This is a genomic window from Microbacterium sp. NPDC056569, from assembly GCF_042793475.1.
Taxonomy (GTDB): domain Bacteria; phylum Actinomycetota; class Actinomycetes; order Actinomycetales; family Microbacteriaceae; genus Microbacterium.
This window is the reverse complement of sequence record NZ_JBHTUV010000002.1, coordinates 68624-84176: the sequence shown is the minus strand read 5'-3', so window position 1 is coordinate 84176 and position 15553 is coordinate 68624. Positions and strand designations below refer to the sequence as shown.

Genomic DNA, 15553 nt, shown 5'->3' with positions numbered 1-15553 from the left:
TCATTCTGGCACTCGACCCCATCGAGTGCAAGCCGCGATGACGGATGCTGAAACACGAAGAGACGGGATGCCTTTCGGCATCCCGTCTCCGGTGTCGGATCAGCGGCGGCCGCTGAGCCGGCGCTTCAGACGACGCGCACGGACTCGGCCTGCGGCCCCTTCTGGCCGGAGCCGACCGTGAACTCCACGGTCTGCCCCTCCTCCAGCACGCGGAAGCCCGACATGTCGATGTTCGAGTAGTGGACGAAGACGTCCTGGCCGTCGGCGACGGTGATGAAGCCGAATCCCTTCTCGGCGTTGAACCATTTGACGGTGCCCTGGGTCATGCGTATCTCCTGTTGCCGGCGGTGCAGGGCTTCATCGTATGCAGGCGAAATCGCGGCATCCGTGCGTTTCGTCACTTGTTGACACGCAGGCACACAAGTGTTTACCCGCGCGAAACACGCGATCGCCGGGTCAGGGCGTAGGAGCCGGCGACTGCCCCGCGGCCGTGCGGTCGAGGCCGATCACGACCGTGAGCTGGGGCACGCCCTCCGTGGTCGCGGGGTAGGCCTCGCTCTGCTCGATCTCCGCACCGCCGATGACGCCCGCGAGACCCGCGGCCGCGGCTTCGTCGGCGAGATCGACGTAGAAGACGGTGGTCGTCGGGAAGTCCTGCGAACCCGCCTCGCCGGCGGTGACCTTGTCGTCCGCCCAGCCGGCCGCGACGACGACGTCCTTCATCTGCGTGGCGAGGCCCTGCTCGGGCGTCGCGTTGAGGATCATCACGTCGTAGTTCACGTCGACGACGGGCGTCACCTCCTGGACCGGCTCGACCGTGGGCGTCGGTGTGGGGACCAGTTCGATGCGCCCGGACGCGAGCAGCGTGCCGAAGATGCCGACGACGATGAGCACGACGGTGGCCAGCGCCGCCCACAGCAGCACGACCCACCCGCGCATGCGGGGGTTCTCGGCCCGGTGGGCGCCGACGCGGTCCGTCTCCGGGACATCGTCGAAGCGATCCCGGGGGTAGGTGGTGGTCGGCACCCGTCGATGTTACCCGTCCCACCCCGGGCGTCCCGTCCGCGCCGGCCCGCGTGGCGCGGAGACGGGTCAGCGGGCGTCGGCGGCGCGCCCGGCGCGCTCCTGCAGACGCGCGTCACGGAGGCGGCGGAGCCGCTTCACGAGCATGGGGTCGTGCTGCTGCGCCTCGGTCGTGTCGATGAGGCGACCGAGCAGCTGGTAGTACCGTGCCGGCGACAGTGCCAGGTCGGAGCGAATCGCCTCCTCCTTGGCACCCGCGTGCCGGCGCCACTCGGCCTCGAAGTCGAGGATGGCGCGGTCGCGGTCGGTCAGGGGCACGCGTCCACGCTAGCCCGCGGCATCCGTTCCTCCCGCGCGCCACGCGCGCCAGTTCACGAACGAGCCCAGCGGATCCACCGCGGCGAGCGCCTCACCGTCGCGCCCGAGCACGAAGCCGTGCCACGAGCCGGCGTCGACGGGAGGACGCCACCGGTCGTGGAGGGCCGGCGGGTCGATGGTGATCCACGTCGCGTCGAGGGCGCGCAGGGCGTCGAGCAGGCGTTCGCGGCCCGCGCGCGGGATGTGCGGCAGCACCCCCGGCGTCGTGACGACGAGGGTCGCGTCGCCGGGCGCGAGCGCGGCTGCAGCGCGCAGCACCTCCGGATCGGACGCGTCGCCCGCGATGAGACGCGGCGGATCGGCGGCGGCGATGTCGAGGGCGGCGGCGATCCGGTCGGCGCGGCCGCTCTCCCCCGGCCAGACCAGGCTCGTGAGGAAGCGACGGTCGCCGTCGTCGGCGGCGTCGAGCGGCTCGAGGTCGATCCCCGCGCGCCACGCGACCTGCGGCAGGCGCAGCGGCGGCTCGCCGGTCACGTCGCACTCCAGCACCACCGTCGACAGGCCCTCGTGGGGGTCGAGCTCCACCACGTCGCCGCTGCGCCGGTAGCGGTACGAGTAGCGGTCGGGGTACAGGCACAGCCCGCCGCTCGCCCCGAGCTCGAGCAGCGCGATCGGCCCCTCGACCGTCGCGAGGGCCGGGAGAAGGGCGGCGCACCGCTGCGGCTCGTTGGTCTGCAGACGGCGGACGGATGCCTCGGCCACGACCTCGTCGGCATGCCGGCGCAGCCACGCGGCCCACGCCGGGAACGCGTCCTCGGGCGCGCCGAGCATGCGGGTCACCGCGAAGACCAGAGGCGGCTGCCGGCGCGTCGCGGGGATGCGCGCGAGGATCCCGGCCACCCCCGGATCGGCGGCGACGCCGTGCGCCCACTCGGCGTACAGCGTGGATCGCCCCGGCGCCTCGTCCCGCGCGAAGCGGGCGTACCGCTCGACGACCGCGGCCGCCTCGTCGCCCTCGGTCTGGTCCACGCCCCTCATCCTCCCCCACCCCGCCCCACCGCACGGGCGGCTGGGGTTGAATGGAGGGTGGCCGTCGTTCGCGGCCGAGGAGGAACCATGACGTACGCCGTAGACAAGAGCGACGCCCAGTGGCGCGAAGACCTGACGCCCGACCAGTACGCCGTCCTGCGCCAGGCGGGCACCGAGCGCCCCTGGACCGGGGAGCTGCTCGACGAGAGCCGCGCCGGCCTCTACACGTGCGCGGCGTGCGGCGCCGAGCTGTTCCGCAGCGGCACGAAGTTCGACTCGCACTGCGGGTGGCCGAGCTTCTACGAGTCGATCCGTCCCGAGGCGGTCGAGCTCATCGAGGACAACAGCCACGGCATGGTGCGCACCGAGGTCCGATGCGCGAACTGCGGCTCGCACCTGGGCCACGTGTTCCCCGACGGATTCGGCACGCCGACCGGCGACCGCTACTGCATGAACTCGATCTCGCTGCAGTTCACGCCCGGCGACGAGTCGGGGGCGTGATGTCGGGCGCGCTCGACGCCGCGCTCGCACGGCGGTCCTGGTCGAAGGTCACCGATGATGCGCCGACCCATGAAGAGCTCCTCGACTTCGTCGCCGCCGCCGGCCGCGTCGCCGACCACAAGTCGCTGCACCCGTGGCGGCTCATCGAGCTGCGCGGCGCCGACCGGCAGCGGCTGGGCAGGGCGATCAACAAGGCCGAGGGCGACAAGGGCTCGTCGTCGAAGCCGATGCGCGCGCCTCTGCTCATCGCGGTCGTGGCGAGCTACGGCAAGACGCACAAGGTGCCGCGGTGGGAGCAGGAGGCCGTCGCCTCCGGCGTCGCGCACCTGCTGAGCCTGGTGCTCGACGAGGCAGGGTGGGGCGTCTTCTGGCGCACCGGCGACTACACGCGGTCCAAGGCCGTCGCGAAGGCCCACGGTCTCAAGAAGAACGAGGAGCTGCTCGGCTGGCTCTATGTCGGCGGCAAGCCGAAGCGGTCGCGTCCGACCCGTCGCAAGGGCGTCGACGCCACCCGCTTCGTCAGCCGCATGCCGCAGGGCTGACACGGATGCCGGATCCCGCCCCGCGCAGGAATGCCGGCGTGGGATCGGGCCGGCGCCGGGTCAGCAGAAGCCGGCGATCCCGTTCCACGCCGGGTGGTCAGCGGTGACGCCCTCGCGGAGCACGGTCGCCTCGATCAGACCGTAGGGGCGGTCGGCGGCGTAGAAGACCTCGTTCGGGTTGTCGAGGCCGAAGGGCGTCAGATCGACGGCGAAGTGGTGCAGGTTCGGCATCGAGAACCGGATCTCTTCGATCTCGGCGCGCGCCTCGAGCACCCGCCGGCCCATCTCGTACAGGGTCTGCTGCAGGGCGAGCGAGTGGGTCTCGGCGAACCCCTCGAGCAGCAGCCGACGCACCTCGGCGAACGCCTCGTCGAAGTCCAGGTCGAGGCTGCTGTACCGCCATCGCGCCGTCACCGAGGTCGCCAGGATGCGGTCGTCGGTCTCGGCGAGTGTCGTGTACCGGTCGCGCACGAACCCGTGGAACTCCGACCCGGTGGACTTCAGCACCGCGAGGTCGCGCAGCCCCGAGATGACCGTCGCCTCGGCTCCGGCGAACACGACGACGACCGTGCGGATCTCGGTGCCGCCCCGCACGAAGGAGTGGTCATGCCCTTCGCCGTCGACGGGGATGCGGCTCCAGGTGTACTGCTCCGCTTCCCAGCGCCCGCCGGTGACCCCGTCGAACTCCCCGGTGAAGTGGCGCCCCAATCGCAGCAGGAACTCCTCGGGCGCGCCGACACCGTCGCGGGCGAAGGCGAACACGGTGTTCTTCTGCGTGTCGGTGGCGACGATGCGCGCGTTGTCGCCCTGGATGTGGGCCGCCGTGAAGTCACCGCGCAGCTGCGAGGTCACGTCGAGGTCGGTGATCGAGTGGCGCGGTCCGTCGCGGTCGACCCGGACGAGGCGGACCTCGGCCTTGCCGTACTGGTTCGCGCCGAGGACGATCGCGGGCTCGGCCATGTCAATTCCCCCGGTAGGTGGAGTACGCGTACGGGCTGAGCAGCAGGGGCACGTGGTAGTGCTGGTCGGGGTCGGCGACCGCGAAGTCGATCGACACGACGGGGTAGAACGTGGCGCGCCCTGTCTCGGCGAAGTACTCCCCCGTCGCGAACGTGAGCCCGTACGTCCCGGCCTCGAGTCGATCCGGGCCCAGATCGGAGATCCGGCCTGCCTCGTCGGTGACACCGGACGCGATCTCGGCGCCGTCGGCCGCGGTGAGCACCACGCCGATGCCACGCGCAGGGCTTCCGAGCGCAGCATCCAGCACGTGCGTCGTGATCTGGCTCATGAGTCGATGATCCCTTCCAGTCGGAGGACGGCGATCTGCCGCAGCTGCTCCGCCACGACAGGGATCTCCTCCTCCTCAGTGTGGGCCAGTCGCTCACCCAGCGCATCGAGGATCTCGTCGGCGGTGCGCCCGGCCGCCCGGATGAGGAAGACCCGCGAGAACTTCTCCTCGTAGGCGCGGTTGCCGGCGGCCAGCGCGGCCGCGACGTCGGCGGACGGGATCCCGATCCCCGCCTGCTCGGAGCGGGAGAGGGATGCTTCGGCACCGCCTCCGCCCGCTCGCTCGCCGATGCGGGGATGATGGGCGAGTGCGCCGTCGATCTCGGCCGGCGTCCACGGCGCGGCGCTCGTGCGCGCCGTCTCGAGGAGCTCCTCCGACGTCGTGTACGGACGCCCCGCGACGACGGCGTCCACCCACCGATCGATGTCGACGCAGGGACGCACGGCCGCCCGTGCGGCTTCGGCGTCGAGGCGGTTGAACGCGTCCAGCTTCATCGCTGCAGCGTGTCTGCGGTGCCGGCGGACTCAGGCGGCGAGCTGGGCGCGGAGGCGGTCCACGTGGCCGCGCGGGTCGACCCGGTACTCGGCGGACTGCACGGTGCCGTCGGCCTCCAGCACGAAGGTCGAGCGGATGAGACCGACGCGCTCCTCGCCGTTCACGACCTTGGCGCCCCACGCGCCCCACGCCTCGGCGACGGCGTGGTCCTCGTCCGAGAGGAGCGGGAACTGCAGCTGCTCGGCCTCGGCCCACCCCGCGAGCCGCTCGACCGAGTCGGGCGAGATGCCGACGACGGCGACGCCCGCCGCCTGCAGCGACGCGAGGTTGTCGCGGAAGTCGCACGCCTCGGTGGTGCAGCCCGGCGTGAACGCCGCGGGATAGAAGTAGACGATGAGGCGACGGCCGGCGAAGTCCTCGGGCCGCACCACCGTGCCGGTGGAGTCGGGGAGCGCGAAACCGGGATTCGCGTCGCCCTCGCTCAGCTGCGTGTCGTCTGCCATGTCGTGCGTCCCTTCGATGGTTCGTCCGCGGCGCCGGCGGTCACGAGGTGGGGTGAACCCCGAACGCGAGCGCCAGCTTCTCGATCTTCTGCGCCCGGCCGAGCCGGGGCAAGTCGCTGCCGTCGCGCACCACGCGACCGCGGCGCTCGAAGTCGGAGAGGAAGTCCAGTGCCCACAGCACCTCGCTCGGCGTGGGGCAGATCACCTCGTTGATGACGGGCGCCTGCTCGGCCGCCAGGCAGAGCTTGCCGGTCATGCCCATCGAGACGGTGATCGCGGAGTGCTCGCGCAGCGTCGGCATGCTGTTGCCGACGGTCGGGCCGTCGATCGGACCCGGCAGGTTCCCCACGCGGCTGGCGACCACCAGCCGCGCCCGCGGGTACGCCATGGCCTCGGCATCCGCGCTCATGCCGGTGTCGCGACGGAAGTCGCCGCTGCCGAACGCCAGGCGGAACGCGCCACGGGCGCGTGCGATGTGGGCGGCGTCCTCCATGCCGAGCGCCGATTCCACGAGCGCGACCACTGGGACCTGTCCGCCGAGGCGGTCGAAGGAGCTCGTCACCTGGTCGGGCGACTCGGTCTTGGCGAGCATGATGCCCTCGAGCGACGGGATGCCGGCGAGCGCTGCGAGGTCGTCGGCCCAGAACGGGCTCAGTGCGTCGTTGACCCGCACCCACGCGCGGCCGCCGCCGCGGAGCCACTCGGCGACGTCCTGCCGGGCCTGCGGCTTGTTGCTCGGGTCGACGGCGTCCTCGATGTCGAGCACGACCGCGTCGGCGCGCGAGGCCGCCATGTCGTCGAACGACTCCGGGCGGGTCCCCGGCACGAGCAGCCAGGAGCGCGCGATCGACGGGTCGACGTCGCGGTGGCGCCCCGGGCGCGTGGTGATCAGGGAACGCAGCTCGTCCTCCGCCTCGAGGACCTCTGCACCGCTGCCGTAGGGATCTGCCGACATCTCACTCTTCTTCCGTATCGTCACGTCTCACCCGGCCGAGGGTGGCCGGTGTCGGCGCTCAGGCCGCGTCGCGACGCAGCAGGCGACCGCGGGGCTCGGCGAAGTCGACCCGCTCGCCCCGCAGGAACGTCTCCCGGACGACGCCCGTCAGGGCGCGGCCGTCGTACGGCGAGAGCGGGTTCTTGTGGTGCAGACGGGCGACGTCGACGACGAACCCGGCGTCGGGTGCGAACACCGACAGGTCGGCGTCGAAGCCGAGCGCGATCCTGCCCTTGCGGGCGAGGCCCGCGAGGGCCGCCGGACGCGCCGACATCCATTCCACCACCTTCTCGAGCGGGATGCCTCGTCGACGGGCCTCCGTCCACACCACCGGCAGCCCCAGCTGCAGCGATGCGATCCCGCCCCACGCCACCGCGAAGTCGCCGTGGTCGAGGTCTTTGAGATCGAGGGTGGCGGGCGAGTGGTCGCTCACGATGCTGTCGATCGTGCCGTCGAGGAGCCCTTCCCAGAGCCGGTCGCGATTCGCCGACTCGCGGATCGGCGGACAGCACTTGAACGCGGTCGCGCCGTCGGGGACGTCTTCGGCCGCCAGGGTCAGATAGTGCGGACACGTCTCGACGCTCAGGCGGACGCCGTCGTGCTGGGCGGCCGCGATCCGCGGCAGCGCGTCGGACGATGACAGGTGCAGGATGTGCGCACGCGCCCCGGTGCGGCGGGCGCGGTCGACGACGGCGGCGATCGCGGCGTCCTCTGCCACGTGCGGGCGCGAGGCGAGGAACCGGTCATAGCGGGCGCCCCCCGGGTCCGGCGCATGCTCGATCGTGGCGGCGTCCTCGGCGTGCACGATGAGCAGGCCGTCGAAGGCGGCCAGCTCGGCCATGTCGCGCTCCACCTCGGCGAGGTCGAGCGGAGGGAACTCGTCCACCCCCGAGGGCAGCAGGAAGCACTTGAACCCGAACACCCCGGCGTCGTGCAGCGGGCGGAGGTCGCTCGTGTTGCCGGGGATCGCGCCGCCCCAGAACCCGACGTCGACGAACGACTGGCCGCAGGCCGCGCGCCGCTTGACCTCCAGCGCCTCGACCGACACCGTCGGCGGGATGCTGTTGAGCGGCATGTCGACGATCGTGGTGACCCCGCCCGCCGCCGCGGCCTTCGTGGCGGAGGCGAACCCCTCCCACTCGGTGCGTCCGGGCTCGTCGACGTGCACGTGGGTGTCGACGAGGCCGGGCAGCAGCGTCTCGTCATCGTCGAGGGTGACGATCTCGCGTCCGTCCAAAGCCGCGCCGAGCCGCTCGACCGCGACCACGACCCCGCCTGCGACGCCGACCTCGCAGGGCCGGAAGCCGCTCTCCGTGAGCACGCGCCGGCCGCGCAGGACGAGGTCGAGCGGCGGCATCCCCTCGCTCATGAGTCCGCCTGCATCAGGTGAGCCGGACCTGGCGGTTGACGTCCTTGTACAGGAGGTAGCGGAACGGCTCGGGACCCCCGGCGTAGCAGGCCTGCGGACAGAACGCCCTGAGCAGCATGTAGTCGCCCGCCTCGCACTCGACCCAGTCGTCGTTGAGCCGGTAGACCGCCTTGCCCTGCAGCACGTACAGTCCGTGCTCCATGACGTGGGTCTCCGCGAAGGGGATGGACCCGCCGGGCTGGAACGTCACGATGTTGACGTGCATGTCGTGCGCGAGGTCGTCGGGATCGACGAAGCGGGTCGTCGCCCACGCGCCGTCGGTGTCGGGCATGGGACGCGGCTCGACGTCCTGGTCGCGCGTGACGAACGATGCCGGTGCGGCCACGCCCTCGACCCGCTCATAGGCCTTGCGGATCCAGTGGAAGCTCGTCGGCTCGCCGCCCTCGTTCACCAGTGACCAGCGGGCGCCCGGGGCGAGGAACGCGTACCCGCCCGGCTCGAGCACATGCCGCTCCCCCTCGAGCGTGAGCGTCAGCGCGCCTGCGGTGACGAAGACGACGCCCTCGACACCGCCCTCGAGCTCGGGCTTCTGCGCTCCGCCGCCCGGGCCGACCTCGACGATCAGCTGCGCGAACGTCGTCGCCGACCCCGCGATCGGGCGCGCCAGGATCCACGCCCGCGTGCCCGTGAAGCCCGGCAGGCTGCTCGTGACGATGTCGCGCAGCACGCCCCTGGGGATGAACGTGTACGCCGGCTTCACCACGGCGCGATCGGTGAGGAGGGCGGTCTGCGGCGGCAGGCCGCCGGGCGGGGTGTGGTAGCTCATGCGGGCTCCTCGGTCGTGATGTGCGCCGGCTCCGCGAGCGCGGCGAGTGCCGCCGGGGTGAGGCCCGCGGCATCCGTCGCCTCGCTCTCGGTGACGGCCCCGCACGCGATGCCGCGCGCGATGAACGATGCGAGCGCGCGCGCGGTGGCGGGCTCGTCGAGGATCGCGCCCTCCACCCCGCCGGCGAAGGCGCGCAGCCGCGCGGCGGCCGGCGCGAGGCCCTCGCGGTAGAACTGCACGTTGGCGACGAAGCGCGGCACGAGCTGCGCGGGATGCAGGTCCCAGCCCTGGGGGAACCCGCGCTCCAACGACCGCCGCGTGAGCCGCGCGCTCAGCCGCCAGGCCGCACGCACGGCATCGGCGTCCCCGACGGGGAGGATGTTGGTCGACCCGTCCGAGAGCCGCACCCCGGTCTGCGCCGCGGCCACCTGCATCACGTTCTTGGCGTGATCGGCGGCCGGGTGGTCCAGCGACTGATACGCCGGGGCGATCCCCAGCGCCGCGCTGTAGTCGTACGTGCCGTAGTGCAGCCCGCTCACCCGGCCCCCGGCCGCGTGGATCGCCCGCGCCAGCGGAGCGGTGCCGTCGGCGCCCAGGACGATCTGAGGCGTCTCGACCTGCAGCTCGAACCGCAGCCGCCCTCGCTCGAGGCCGTGGTGCTCCTCGATGCGCCCGCAGAGCCGGGCCATCGCCTCGACCTGCGCGACCGTGGTCACCTTGGGCAGGGTGAGCACGAAGCCCACGGGCAGGTCGCCGGCGTCGAGCAGCGTCGCCAGGAAGAGATCGAGAGAACGGATGCTGCGCCCCCGCGTCGCCCGCTCGAGGCCCTTGACGCGGATCCCGAAGAACGGCGGCGTCTGGCCGCTCGCGAGAGCCTCGAGGAGCAGCCCGGCCGCCCGGCGGACGTCGGCGTCCTCCGTCTCGTCACCGCGGTCGCCGTAGCCGTCCTCGAGGTCGAGCCGCAGGTCCTCGATCGGCTCCGACGCGAGCTTCGCCTCGACGAGCGCTGCGACCTCGTCGGCCGAGTCCTCGGGCACGCCCAGGTCGCGGACGACGGCGTCCAAGCCGCCCTGCGCCGCGACGGCGTCCAGGGCGGCCGCACCCCACGCGCGCGGAAGCGCCGCGGAGTAGCGGTCGGCGGGGACGTAGACGGTGTGCACAGGCTGCCGCGTGCCGTCATCGCCCGGGTAGCCGTCGTGCAGGAGCCGGTCCGTGGGGGCGAGCAGCCGATCGATGTCGGCGAGGTCGTCCGGTGTCAGCGCCGGGCCGTCCGTCGCGCGCCGGGGCGGTCGTGCACCGGCGTCGGCGCGCGACGGGAGGGCGCGGTGCGACTCGGACCCCTGCGGCACGGTCTCAGCATGCCACCCCGCGGCACGGCTCGGGGTGCGGTGTCCGCAGGGCCCGGCTCAGTGGCCGCGGCGCGGCATCCGTCGCCACGGCACCGCCGCGACGACCACCGACAGGATCGCGAGCGTCGACATCAGCAGCGAGGCGCCCAGCGTCGGCGCAGCGGCCGTCGGCCAGACGGCGTCGATCATCACCGAAGTGACGACCTGACCGACGACGGTGCCGAGGCCGAGCAGCAGCACGCCCGTGTAGGGCACGAGCGCCGCCGCGAGGAAGATGTACGTCACGCCGATCACGCCGCCGACGTACAGCCACGGGTCCGACGGGAAGGACGCCGGCGGGCCCGCGACCGCGGTGTGGATGAGCTCGGCCGCGCCCAGCACGGCCGTGCCGCCGATGAAGTTCACCAGAGTCGCCGTCAGCGGCGTGCCGACGCGCTGGCGCAGCCGCCCGTTGACCGCCGACTGCCACGCGATCCCGGCGCCGACGAGGAAGGGCAGGACGAGCAGCACCGGCGGCGCGTGCACACCACCCGCCAGCGACACGGCCGCGGCGAGCACCGCGAGCGCGCCGCCGACGAGCCGCGCGGGCGTCACCGCGACCACGCCCGCCGGCCCGATCCCGGCGCGGTCGAGCAGCAGGCCGCTGACGGTCTGCCCCGCGACGACCCCGACGGTGAACAGCGCGACGCCGATGATGCCGACCGCGAGCGACTGCGTGGCGACCGACAGCGCGCCGGCGACGCCGCCGCACAGCATCCAGATCGGGATGCTCCGCCCGCGCAGCCCCGCGACCAGCGCGCCGAACCCGCGCCGTCCCTGCGGCAGTGCGGCCGACAGCACGACGAGGACGATCAGACCGGACCCGAACGAGATGACCGCGGCGGCGAACCCGTCGCCGATGCGGACGCCGAGCTGGCCGTTGATGCGCGCCTGCACGGCGGTGAGGATGCCGATGACGGCGGCGCCGCCGAGGCCGATCCAGACGGGCAGGCGGCGTACGGTCACCCGATCCATCATCGGGCATGGCCGCGCGCGCACCGAACCGATACCGTGAATCATGGACGGTGGGCGTCGGCCGGCGAGCTTGCCATTGCGCGTGGGGGTTCTCTTCCTCGCCGGCTTCGGAATGCTCGGCCTGACCGGCGCCTCGGCGGAGCCCGCGCCGACGCCCGGATGCGTGTTCACGGGCGGGGCATTCACCTGCGGCGGGGCGGTCCCCCCTGAGATTGATCCGGCGCCGCATGCGCCCGACGTCGAACACACCAGCCCCGCGCCCCCCGAGCAGCCGCTGCCCTCCGAGCCGTCCACTCCCGCGCCGTCGCCGCTCGCGCCGGCTTCGACGAGGTCGCCGGAGCCGGTCGAGACGACCGATGCTCCCGCCGCGCCCAGTGCCGACGACTCCGCGCCGTGGATCCCGGCGACGATGGGGGTCGTGACGGCGACGCTCGTCGCCGTGGTCGCACTGTTCGTCACGTCACGACGGCGAAGCCACCGGGACGACGGCTCGGTGTGACTCCGCGGCGTCCCGGACAACTGGAGCCGACTACGGGACTTGAACCCGTAACCCCCGTATTACAAGTACGGTGCGCTACCAATTGCGCCAAGTCGGCAGAGCGTCCAGTCTAGCGGCGCTCGCGCGGGGCGTCCGTCAGGGAGTCGGCGTCGACGTCGGGGTGGGCGTCGGCGTGCCCTTGTAGTACGCGTCGCTCGCAACGGTCAGCACGAACTGCGCGAACTCCTTGGGGTCGTCGAGCTTGCCCACGTACTGCGTGCCGTTGACCAGCACCATCGGGGTGCCGGTGAGCGCCACGCCGTCCGTGCCGGGCAGTTCCTTCAGCGCCTGCTCGGTCGCCGTCTTCGCCCACGACGCATAGGCCTGGTCCTCGATGCAGGCGCGGACGACCTTGGGGCCGTCGAGCCCCGTCGCCTGTGCGACCGTCGCGAGCTCGGCGTCGCTCAGGCCGTCGGAGTCGACCTCCGGCTGCTGGCGCAGCAGCGCGTCGTTGAACGCGAAGAAGTAGTCGGGCGAGTGCTGGGCGACGCAGGCGGCGGCACCCGCGGCGCGCAGCGAGTACTTCGTGCCGTTGGACTTCGCGGTCAGCATGGCGACCGGGTAGTACGTGAGCGTCGCGGCGCCGTCGTCGACCCACTCGGACAGCTGCCTCATGTTCGCGAGCTGGAACTCGCGCGAGCCGGTCGACAGGTAGTCGACGTACACGCGGATGTCGACCGCCGGCGCCTCGGTGGGCGTCGCGGTGGGAGTCGGCTCGGTCTCGGGAGTCGTGCTCGCCTCTCCCTCGACGAGGCCGCCCGCAGCGGCGTCGGGAGCGACACCGGCTCCGGTCACGTCGGTCACGACGAAGCCGCCGTCGACGCCCTTCGCCGGACTCATGGTCGGCTTCGACGCGCTCGACGAGACGGTCCAGGTCACCACGACGGCGATGACCGCCACGAACGCGACGGCGACGGCCACGAGCGACGTCCTTCGGATCAGACGGGCTCGCGACTGGCGCGCCTTCACCTGCTGCGCCTTCTCGCGCACGGCGTCGCGGCGCTCGCTGGGCGCGGCGTTCTGTGACTCGTCGCTCGACATGGAACCTCTCGGGGCGGAAAAGCGGGCCGGTGTTCCGGCGGGGCCAGGCGGGAAAGCGGCCGTCCACGATGCTAGTCAGCCACCCTGGGAAATGCCCAGACGCAACCTCCGCGCGCGCCGTGTCATACTGTTCCTTGCGCCCGATGGCGGGCGTGCGGGTAAGCCCCCGCTCATTCCTCACTACGGATCGTCCGGCACGTACCTGCCGGTGAAGGAGAAGAGAACATGGCGTCCGTCACGTTTGACAACGCAACCCGTCTGTACCCCGGGGGCACTCGCCCCGCTGTGGACAAGCTCAACCTCGAGGTCGCCGATGGCGAGTTCCTGGTTCTCGTCGGCCCGTCGGGCTGCGGAAAGTCCACGTCGCTGCGCATGCTGGCCGGCCTCGAAGAGGTCAACTCGGGCCGCATCCTGATCGGCGACCGTGACGTCACCGACGTCCCCCCGAAGGATCGCGACATCGCGATGGTCTTCCAGAACTACGCGCTGTACCCGCACATGACGGTCGCCGAGAACATGGGCTTCGCGCTCAAGATCGCCGGCGTCGGCAAGGAGGAGCGCGCCGCTCGCGTGCTCGAGGCCGCGAAGCTCCTCGACCTCGAGGAGTACCTCACCCGCAAGCCGAAGGCCCTCTCGGGTGGTCAGCGTCAGCGCGTCGCCATGGGCCGCGCGATCGTCCGCCAGCCCCAGGTGTTCCTCATGGACGAGCCGCTGTCGAACCTCGACGCGAAGCTCCGTGTCCAGACGCGTACGCAGATCGCGTCGCTGCAGCGCCGCCTCGGCGTCACCACGGTCTACGTCACGCACGACCAGACCGAGGCCCTCACCATGGGCGACCGCATCGCGGTCCTCAAGGACGGGCTCCTGCAGCAGGTCGGCACCCCGCGCGACCTCTACGAGAAGCCGAACAACGTGTTCGTCGCCGGATTCATCGGCTCGCCGGCCATGAACCTGTTCCCGGCGCACATCGCCGAGGGCGGCGTGCAGTTCGGCGACAAGGTCGTGGGCGTCGAGGCCGACACGCTCGGCAAGGCGCACGGCACCGAGGTCACCATCGGCGTCCGCCCGGAGGACATCCAGGTCGCGCCCGAGGACGGCAAGGGCCTCACAGTCACGGTCGACCTCGTCGAGGAGCTCGGCGCCGACGGCTACCTCTACGGTCACGCCGACGTCGCGGGCAAGCGCACCGACATCGTCGCGCGCGTCGACGGCCGCCGTCACCCGATCGCGGGCGACAAGGTCACGCTGGCGCCCGTCCCCGGGCACGTCCACGTGTTCGACATCGAGTCGGGCGAGCGCCTGACCGACAAGGCGATCGCCGCGGCGTAACCCTGATCAGTTCGCGACGGCGCGGGTGGGAGCATCTCCCCCCGCGCCGTCGCTCGTTCTCCAGGAGGGGACGTGCCTGACGCCCTGAGCATCACCGCCTCGAGCGTCGACCCGGGACTGCTGACGCTGCCGTGGGCGACGCCGCTCGGCGAGTGGCCGTCGAGCCACATCGTCTTCCTGCCGAAGGGCATCTCGCGCCACCTGGTGCGGTTCGCCAACCTGTCGGGCCGCGTGGTCGCCATCAAGGAGACCACGCAGGCCATGGCGCAGCGCGAGTACGACATGCTCGGCAATCTCGCCCGCCTGGATGTGCCGTGCGTCGAGCGCGTCGCCGTGATCGCCGGGAGGACGGATGCTGCCGGCGAGCCGCTTCCCGCGGCTCTGGTGACCGCGCACCTGAAGTTCTCGCTCCCCTATCGAGCCCTCTTCACGCAGGTCCTGCGGCCCGACACCGCCACACGCCTCGTGGACGCGCTGGCGCTGCTGCTCGTGCGTCTGCACAACGTCGGGTTCTTCTGGGGCGACGTGTCGCTGTCGAACACGCTGTTCCGGCGCGACGCCGGCGCCTTCGCGGCCTACCTGGTCGACGCCGAGACGGGCGAACTGCACGAGAGCGGCCTGACCCCCGGTCAGCGTGCGCACGACCTCGACGTCGCCCGCACCAACATCGCGGGCGAGATCATGGACCTCGAGGCCGGCGGTCGCCTGGAGGGCGGCGTCGATGCGATCGCGATCGCCGACGGCATCGTCTCGTCGTACCACTCCCTGTGGGCGGCACTCACCGACGAGGAGACCTTCCGCGCCGACGAGGCGTGGCGCATCACCGAGCGCGTGCAGCGGCTCAACGATCTCGGCTTCGACATCGGCGAGATGTCGATCCAGGCCACCGCCGACGGCACCCGGGTCTCCATCCAGCCGAAGGTCGTGGACTCCGGTCATCATCAGCGGCGCCTGCTGCGGCTCACCGGCCTCGACGTCGAGGAGAACCAGGCCCGGCGCCTGCTCAACGACCTGGACGAGTTCCGCGCGCGCATCTCGCGCCTCGGCGACGACGAGGAGATGGTCGCGCACGAGTGGCTCACCCGCGTGTTCGAGCCCGTGGTCAAGGCGATCCCCTGGGATCTGCGCTCGAAGCTCGAACCTGCGGAGGTGTTCCACCAGCTGCTCGAGCACCGCTGGTACCTGTCGCAGGCGAAGGGCAAGTCGGTGCCGCTGGCCGAGGCGCTGACGAGCTACGTCGACAACGTGCTGCGCCATCGCCGCGACGAGGCGACCCTGATGGGTCCGCCGACCGAGACGGTGTCGCTCTCGGTCATCACCTCCTCGAACCCCGTCATCGACGACGACGAGGACGACATCGACTGGCGCGACCTCGTCTGACCCGTCACCGGGGG

General features: G+C 72.0%; 19 protein-coding genes and 1 tRNA gene. 5 read left to right on the top strand and 15 right to left on the bottom strand.

Features of this window, described 5'->3' with window-relative positions:
• Nucleotides 1-125: 125 nt before the first annotated feature.
• From ACFQ7C_RS02785 to ACFQ7C_RS02770, 4 genes are all read right to left on the bottom strand, one after another.
• Entirely contained in the window at nt 126-326 is a 201-nt protein-coding gene (locus tag ACFQ7C_RS02785; protein WP_045298154.1) for a cold-shock protein, read from the bottom strand.
• A 130-nt stretch (nt 327-456) separates the two neighbouring features.
• The gene (locus tag ACFQ7C_RS02780) at nt 457-1026 is read right to left on the bottom strand and encodes a LytR C-terminal domain-containing protein (RefSeq protein WP_378897604.1); all 570 of its coding nucleotides are present in this window, start codon (nt 1024-1026) and stop codon (nt 457-459) included.
• Nucleotides 1027-1092: 66 nt separating this feature from the next.
• Nucleotides 1093-1341 (bottom strand): DUF3263 domain-containing protein, encoded by a 249-nt coding sequence (locus ACFQ7C_RS02775; protein WP_378897601.1) that lies wholly within the window; start codon nt 1339-1341, stop codon nt 1093-1095.
• Nucleotides 1342-1350: 9 nt separating this feature from the next.
• Complete coding sequence (locus ACFQ7C_RS02770) at nt 1351-2370, bottom strand: DUF2332 family protein (RefSeq protein WP_378897598.1); 1020 nt, start codon at nt 2368-2370, stop codon at nt 1351-1353.
• Nucleotides 2371-2457: 87 nt separating this feature from the next.
• Between ACFQ7C_RS02770 and msrB the strand changes: the two genes are divergently transcribed.
• Nucleotides 2458-2871, top strand: coding sequence for a peptide-methionine (R)-S-oxide reductase MsrB (msrB, locus tag ACFQ7C_RS02765; protein ID WP_378897595.1), 414 nt, complete (start codon nt 2458-2460; stop codon nt 2869-2871).
• The gene (locus tag ACFQ7C_RS02760; protein ID WP_378897592.1) at nt 2871-3413 is read left to right on the top strand and encodes a nitroreductase family protein; all 543 of its coding nucleotides are present in this window, start codon (nt 2871-2873) and stop codon (nt 3411-3413) included. The genes msrB and ACFQ7C_RS02760 overlap by 1 nt, the downstream gene beginning before the upstream one ends.
• 60 nt (nt 3414-3473) lie before the next feature.
• On the opposite strand, the gene pucL is transcribed toward ACFQ7C_RS02760, so the two are convergent.
• The 9 genes from pucL to ACFQ7C_RS02715 all read right to left on the bottom strand — a co-directional run bounded on the left by pucL (nt 3474) and on the right by ACFQ7C_RS02715 (nt 11251).
• Nucleotides 3474-4373 carry a factor-independent urate hydroxylase gene (gene pucL, locus ACFQ7C_RS02755; protein ID WP_378897589.1) on the bottom strand — a complete coding sequence of 300 codons (900 nt, stop codon included), beginning with the start codon at nt 4371-4373 and terminating at the stop codon, nt 3474-3476.
• Nucleotide 4374: 1 nt separating this feature from the next.
• The gene (uraH, locus tag ACFQ7C_RS02750; protein ID WP_378897586.1) at nt 4375-4701 is read right to left on the bottom strand and encodes a hydroxyisourate hydrolase; all 327 of its coding nucleotides are present in this window, start codon (nt 4699-4701) and stop codon (nt 4375-4377) included.
• Nucleotides 4698-5195 carry a 2-oxo-4-hydroxy-4-carboxy-5-ureidoimidazoline decarboxylase gene (gene uraD, locus ACFQ7C_RS02745; RefSeq protein ID WP_378897583.1) on the bottom strand — a complete coding sequence of 166 codons (498 nt, stop codon included), beginning with the start codon at nt 5193-5195 and terminating at the stop codon, nt 4698-4700. The genes uraH and uraD overlap by 4 nt, the downstream gene beginning before the upstream one ends.
• 30 nt (nt 5196-5225) lie before the next feature.
• Nucleotides 5226-5699 (bottom strand): thioredoxin-dependent thiol peroxidase, encoded by a 474-nt coding sequence (gene bcp / locus ACFQ7C_RS02740; RefSeq protein WP_378897580.1) that lies wholly within the window; start codon nt 5697-5699, stop codon nt 5226-5228.
• Nucleotides 5700-5739: 40 nt separating this feature from the next.
• Complete coding sequence (locus tag ACFQ7C_RS02735; RefSeq protein ID WP_378897577.1) at nt 5740-6654, bottom strand: HpcH/HpaI aldolase/citrate lyase family protein; 915 nt, start codon at nt 6652-6654, stop codon at nt 5740-5742.
• A gap of 58 nt (nt 6655-6712) precedes the next feature.
• Nucleotides 6713-8062, bottom strand: a complete 1350-nt coding sequence (gene allB, locus ACFQ7C_RS02730; RefSeq protein WP_378897574.1) for an allantoinase AllB — start codon at nt 8060-8062, stop codon at nt 6713-6715.
• Between the two features lie 13 nt (nt 8063-8075).
• Nucleotides 8076-8888, bottom strand: a complete 813-nt coding sequence (locus ACFQ7C_RS02725; protein WP_378897571.1) for a bifunctional allantoicase/(S)-ureidoglycine aminohydrolase — start codon at nt 8886-8888, stop codon at nt 8076-8078.
• Nucleotides 8885-10147 carry a DUF6986 family protein gene (locus tag ACFQ7C_RS02720; RefSeq protein WP_378898267.1) on the bottom strand — a complete coding sequence of 421 codons (1263 nt, stop codon included), beginning with the start codon at nt 10145-10147 and terminating at the stop codon, nt 8885-8887. The genes ACFQ7C_RS02725 and ACFQ7C_RS02720 overlap by 4 nt, the downstream gene beginning before the upstream one ends.
• 147 nt (nt 10148-10294) lie before the next feature.
• Complete coding sequence (locus tag ACFQ7C_RS02715; RefSeq protein WP_378897569.1) at nt 10295-11251, bottom strand: DMT family transporter; 957 nt, start codon at nt 11249-11251, stop codon at nt 10295-10297.
• An 82-nt stretch (nt 11252-11333) separates the two neighbouring features.
• Here ACFQ7C_RS02715 and ACFQ7C_RS02710 point away from each other — a divergent pair, with 82 nt between their 5' ends.
• Complete coding sequence (locus tag ACFQ7C_RS02710; protein ID WP_378897566.1) at nt 11334-11750, top strand: hypothetical protein; 417 nt, start codon at nt 11334-11336, stop codon at nt 11748-11750.
• A 21-nt stretch (nt 11751-11771) separates the two neighbouring features.
• Here ACFQ7C_RS02710 and ACFQ7C_RS02705 read toward each other — a convergent pair.
• Both ACFQ7C_RS02705 and ACFQ7C_RS02700 read right to left on the bottom strand, forming a co-directional pair.
• Nucleotides 11772-11847: transfer RNA gene (locus tag ACFQ7C_RS02705), tRNA-Thr, on the bottom strand.
• A 38-nt stretch (nt 11848-11885) separates the two neighbouring features.
• Nucleotides 11886-12830: a DsbA family protein gene (locus tag ACFQ7C_RS02700; RefSeq protein ID WP_378897563.1), complete on the bottom strand. Its 945-nt coding sequence runs from the start codon at nt 12828-12830 to the stop codon at nt 11886-11888.
• A 225-nt stretch (nt 12831-13055) separates the two neighbouring features.
• On the opposite strand from ACFQ7C_RS02700, the gene ACFQ7C_RS02695 reads away from it, so the two are divergent.
• Nucleotides 13056-14159 (top strand): ABC transporter ATP-binding protein, encoded by a 1104-nt coding sequence (locus tag ACFQ7C_RS02695; RefSeq protein WP_056369505.1) that lies wholly within the window; start codon nt 13056-13058, stop codon nt 14157-14159.
• Between the two features lie 72 nt (nt 14160-14231).
• Complete coding sequence (locus ACFQ7C_RS02690) at nt 14232-15539, top strand: DUF4032 domain-containing protein (protein WP_378897561.1); 1308 nt, start codon at nt 14232-14234, stop codon at nt 15537-15539.
• Nucleotides 15540-15553 lie beyond the last annotated feature (14 nt).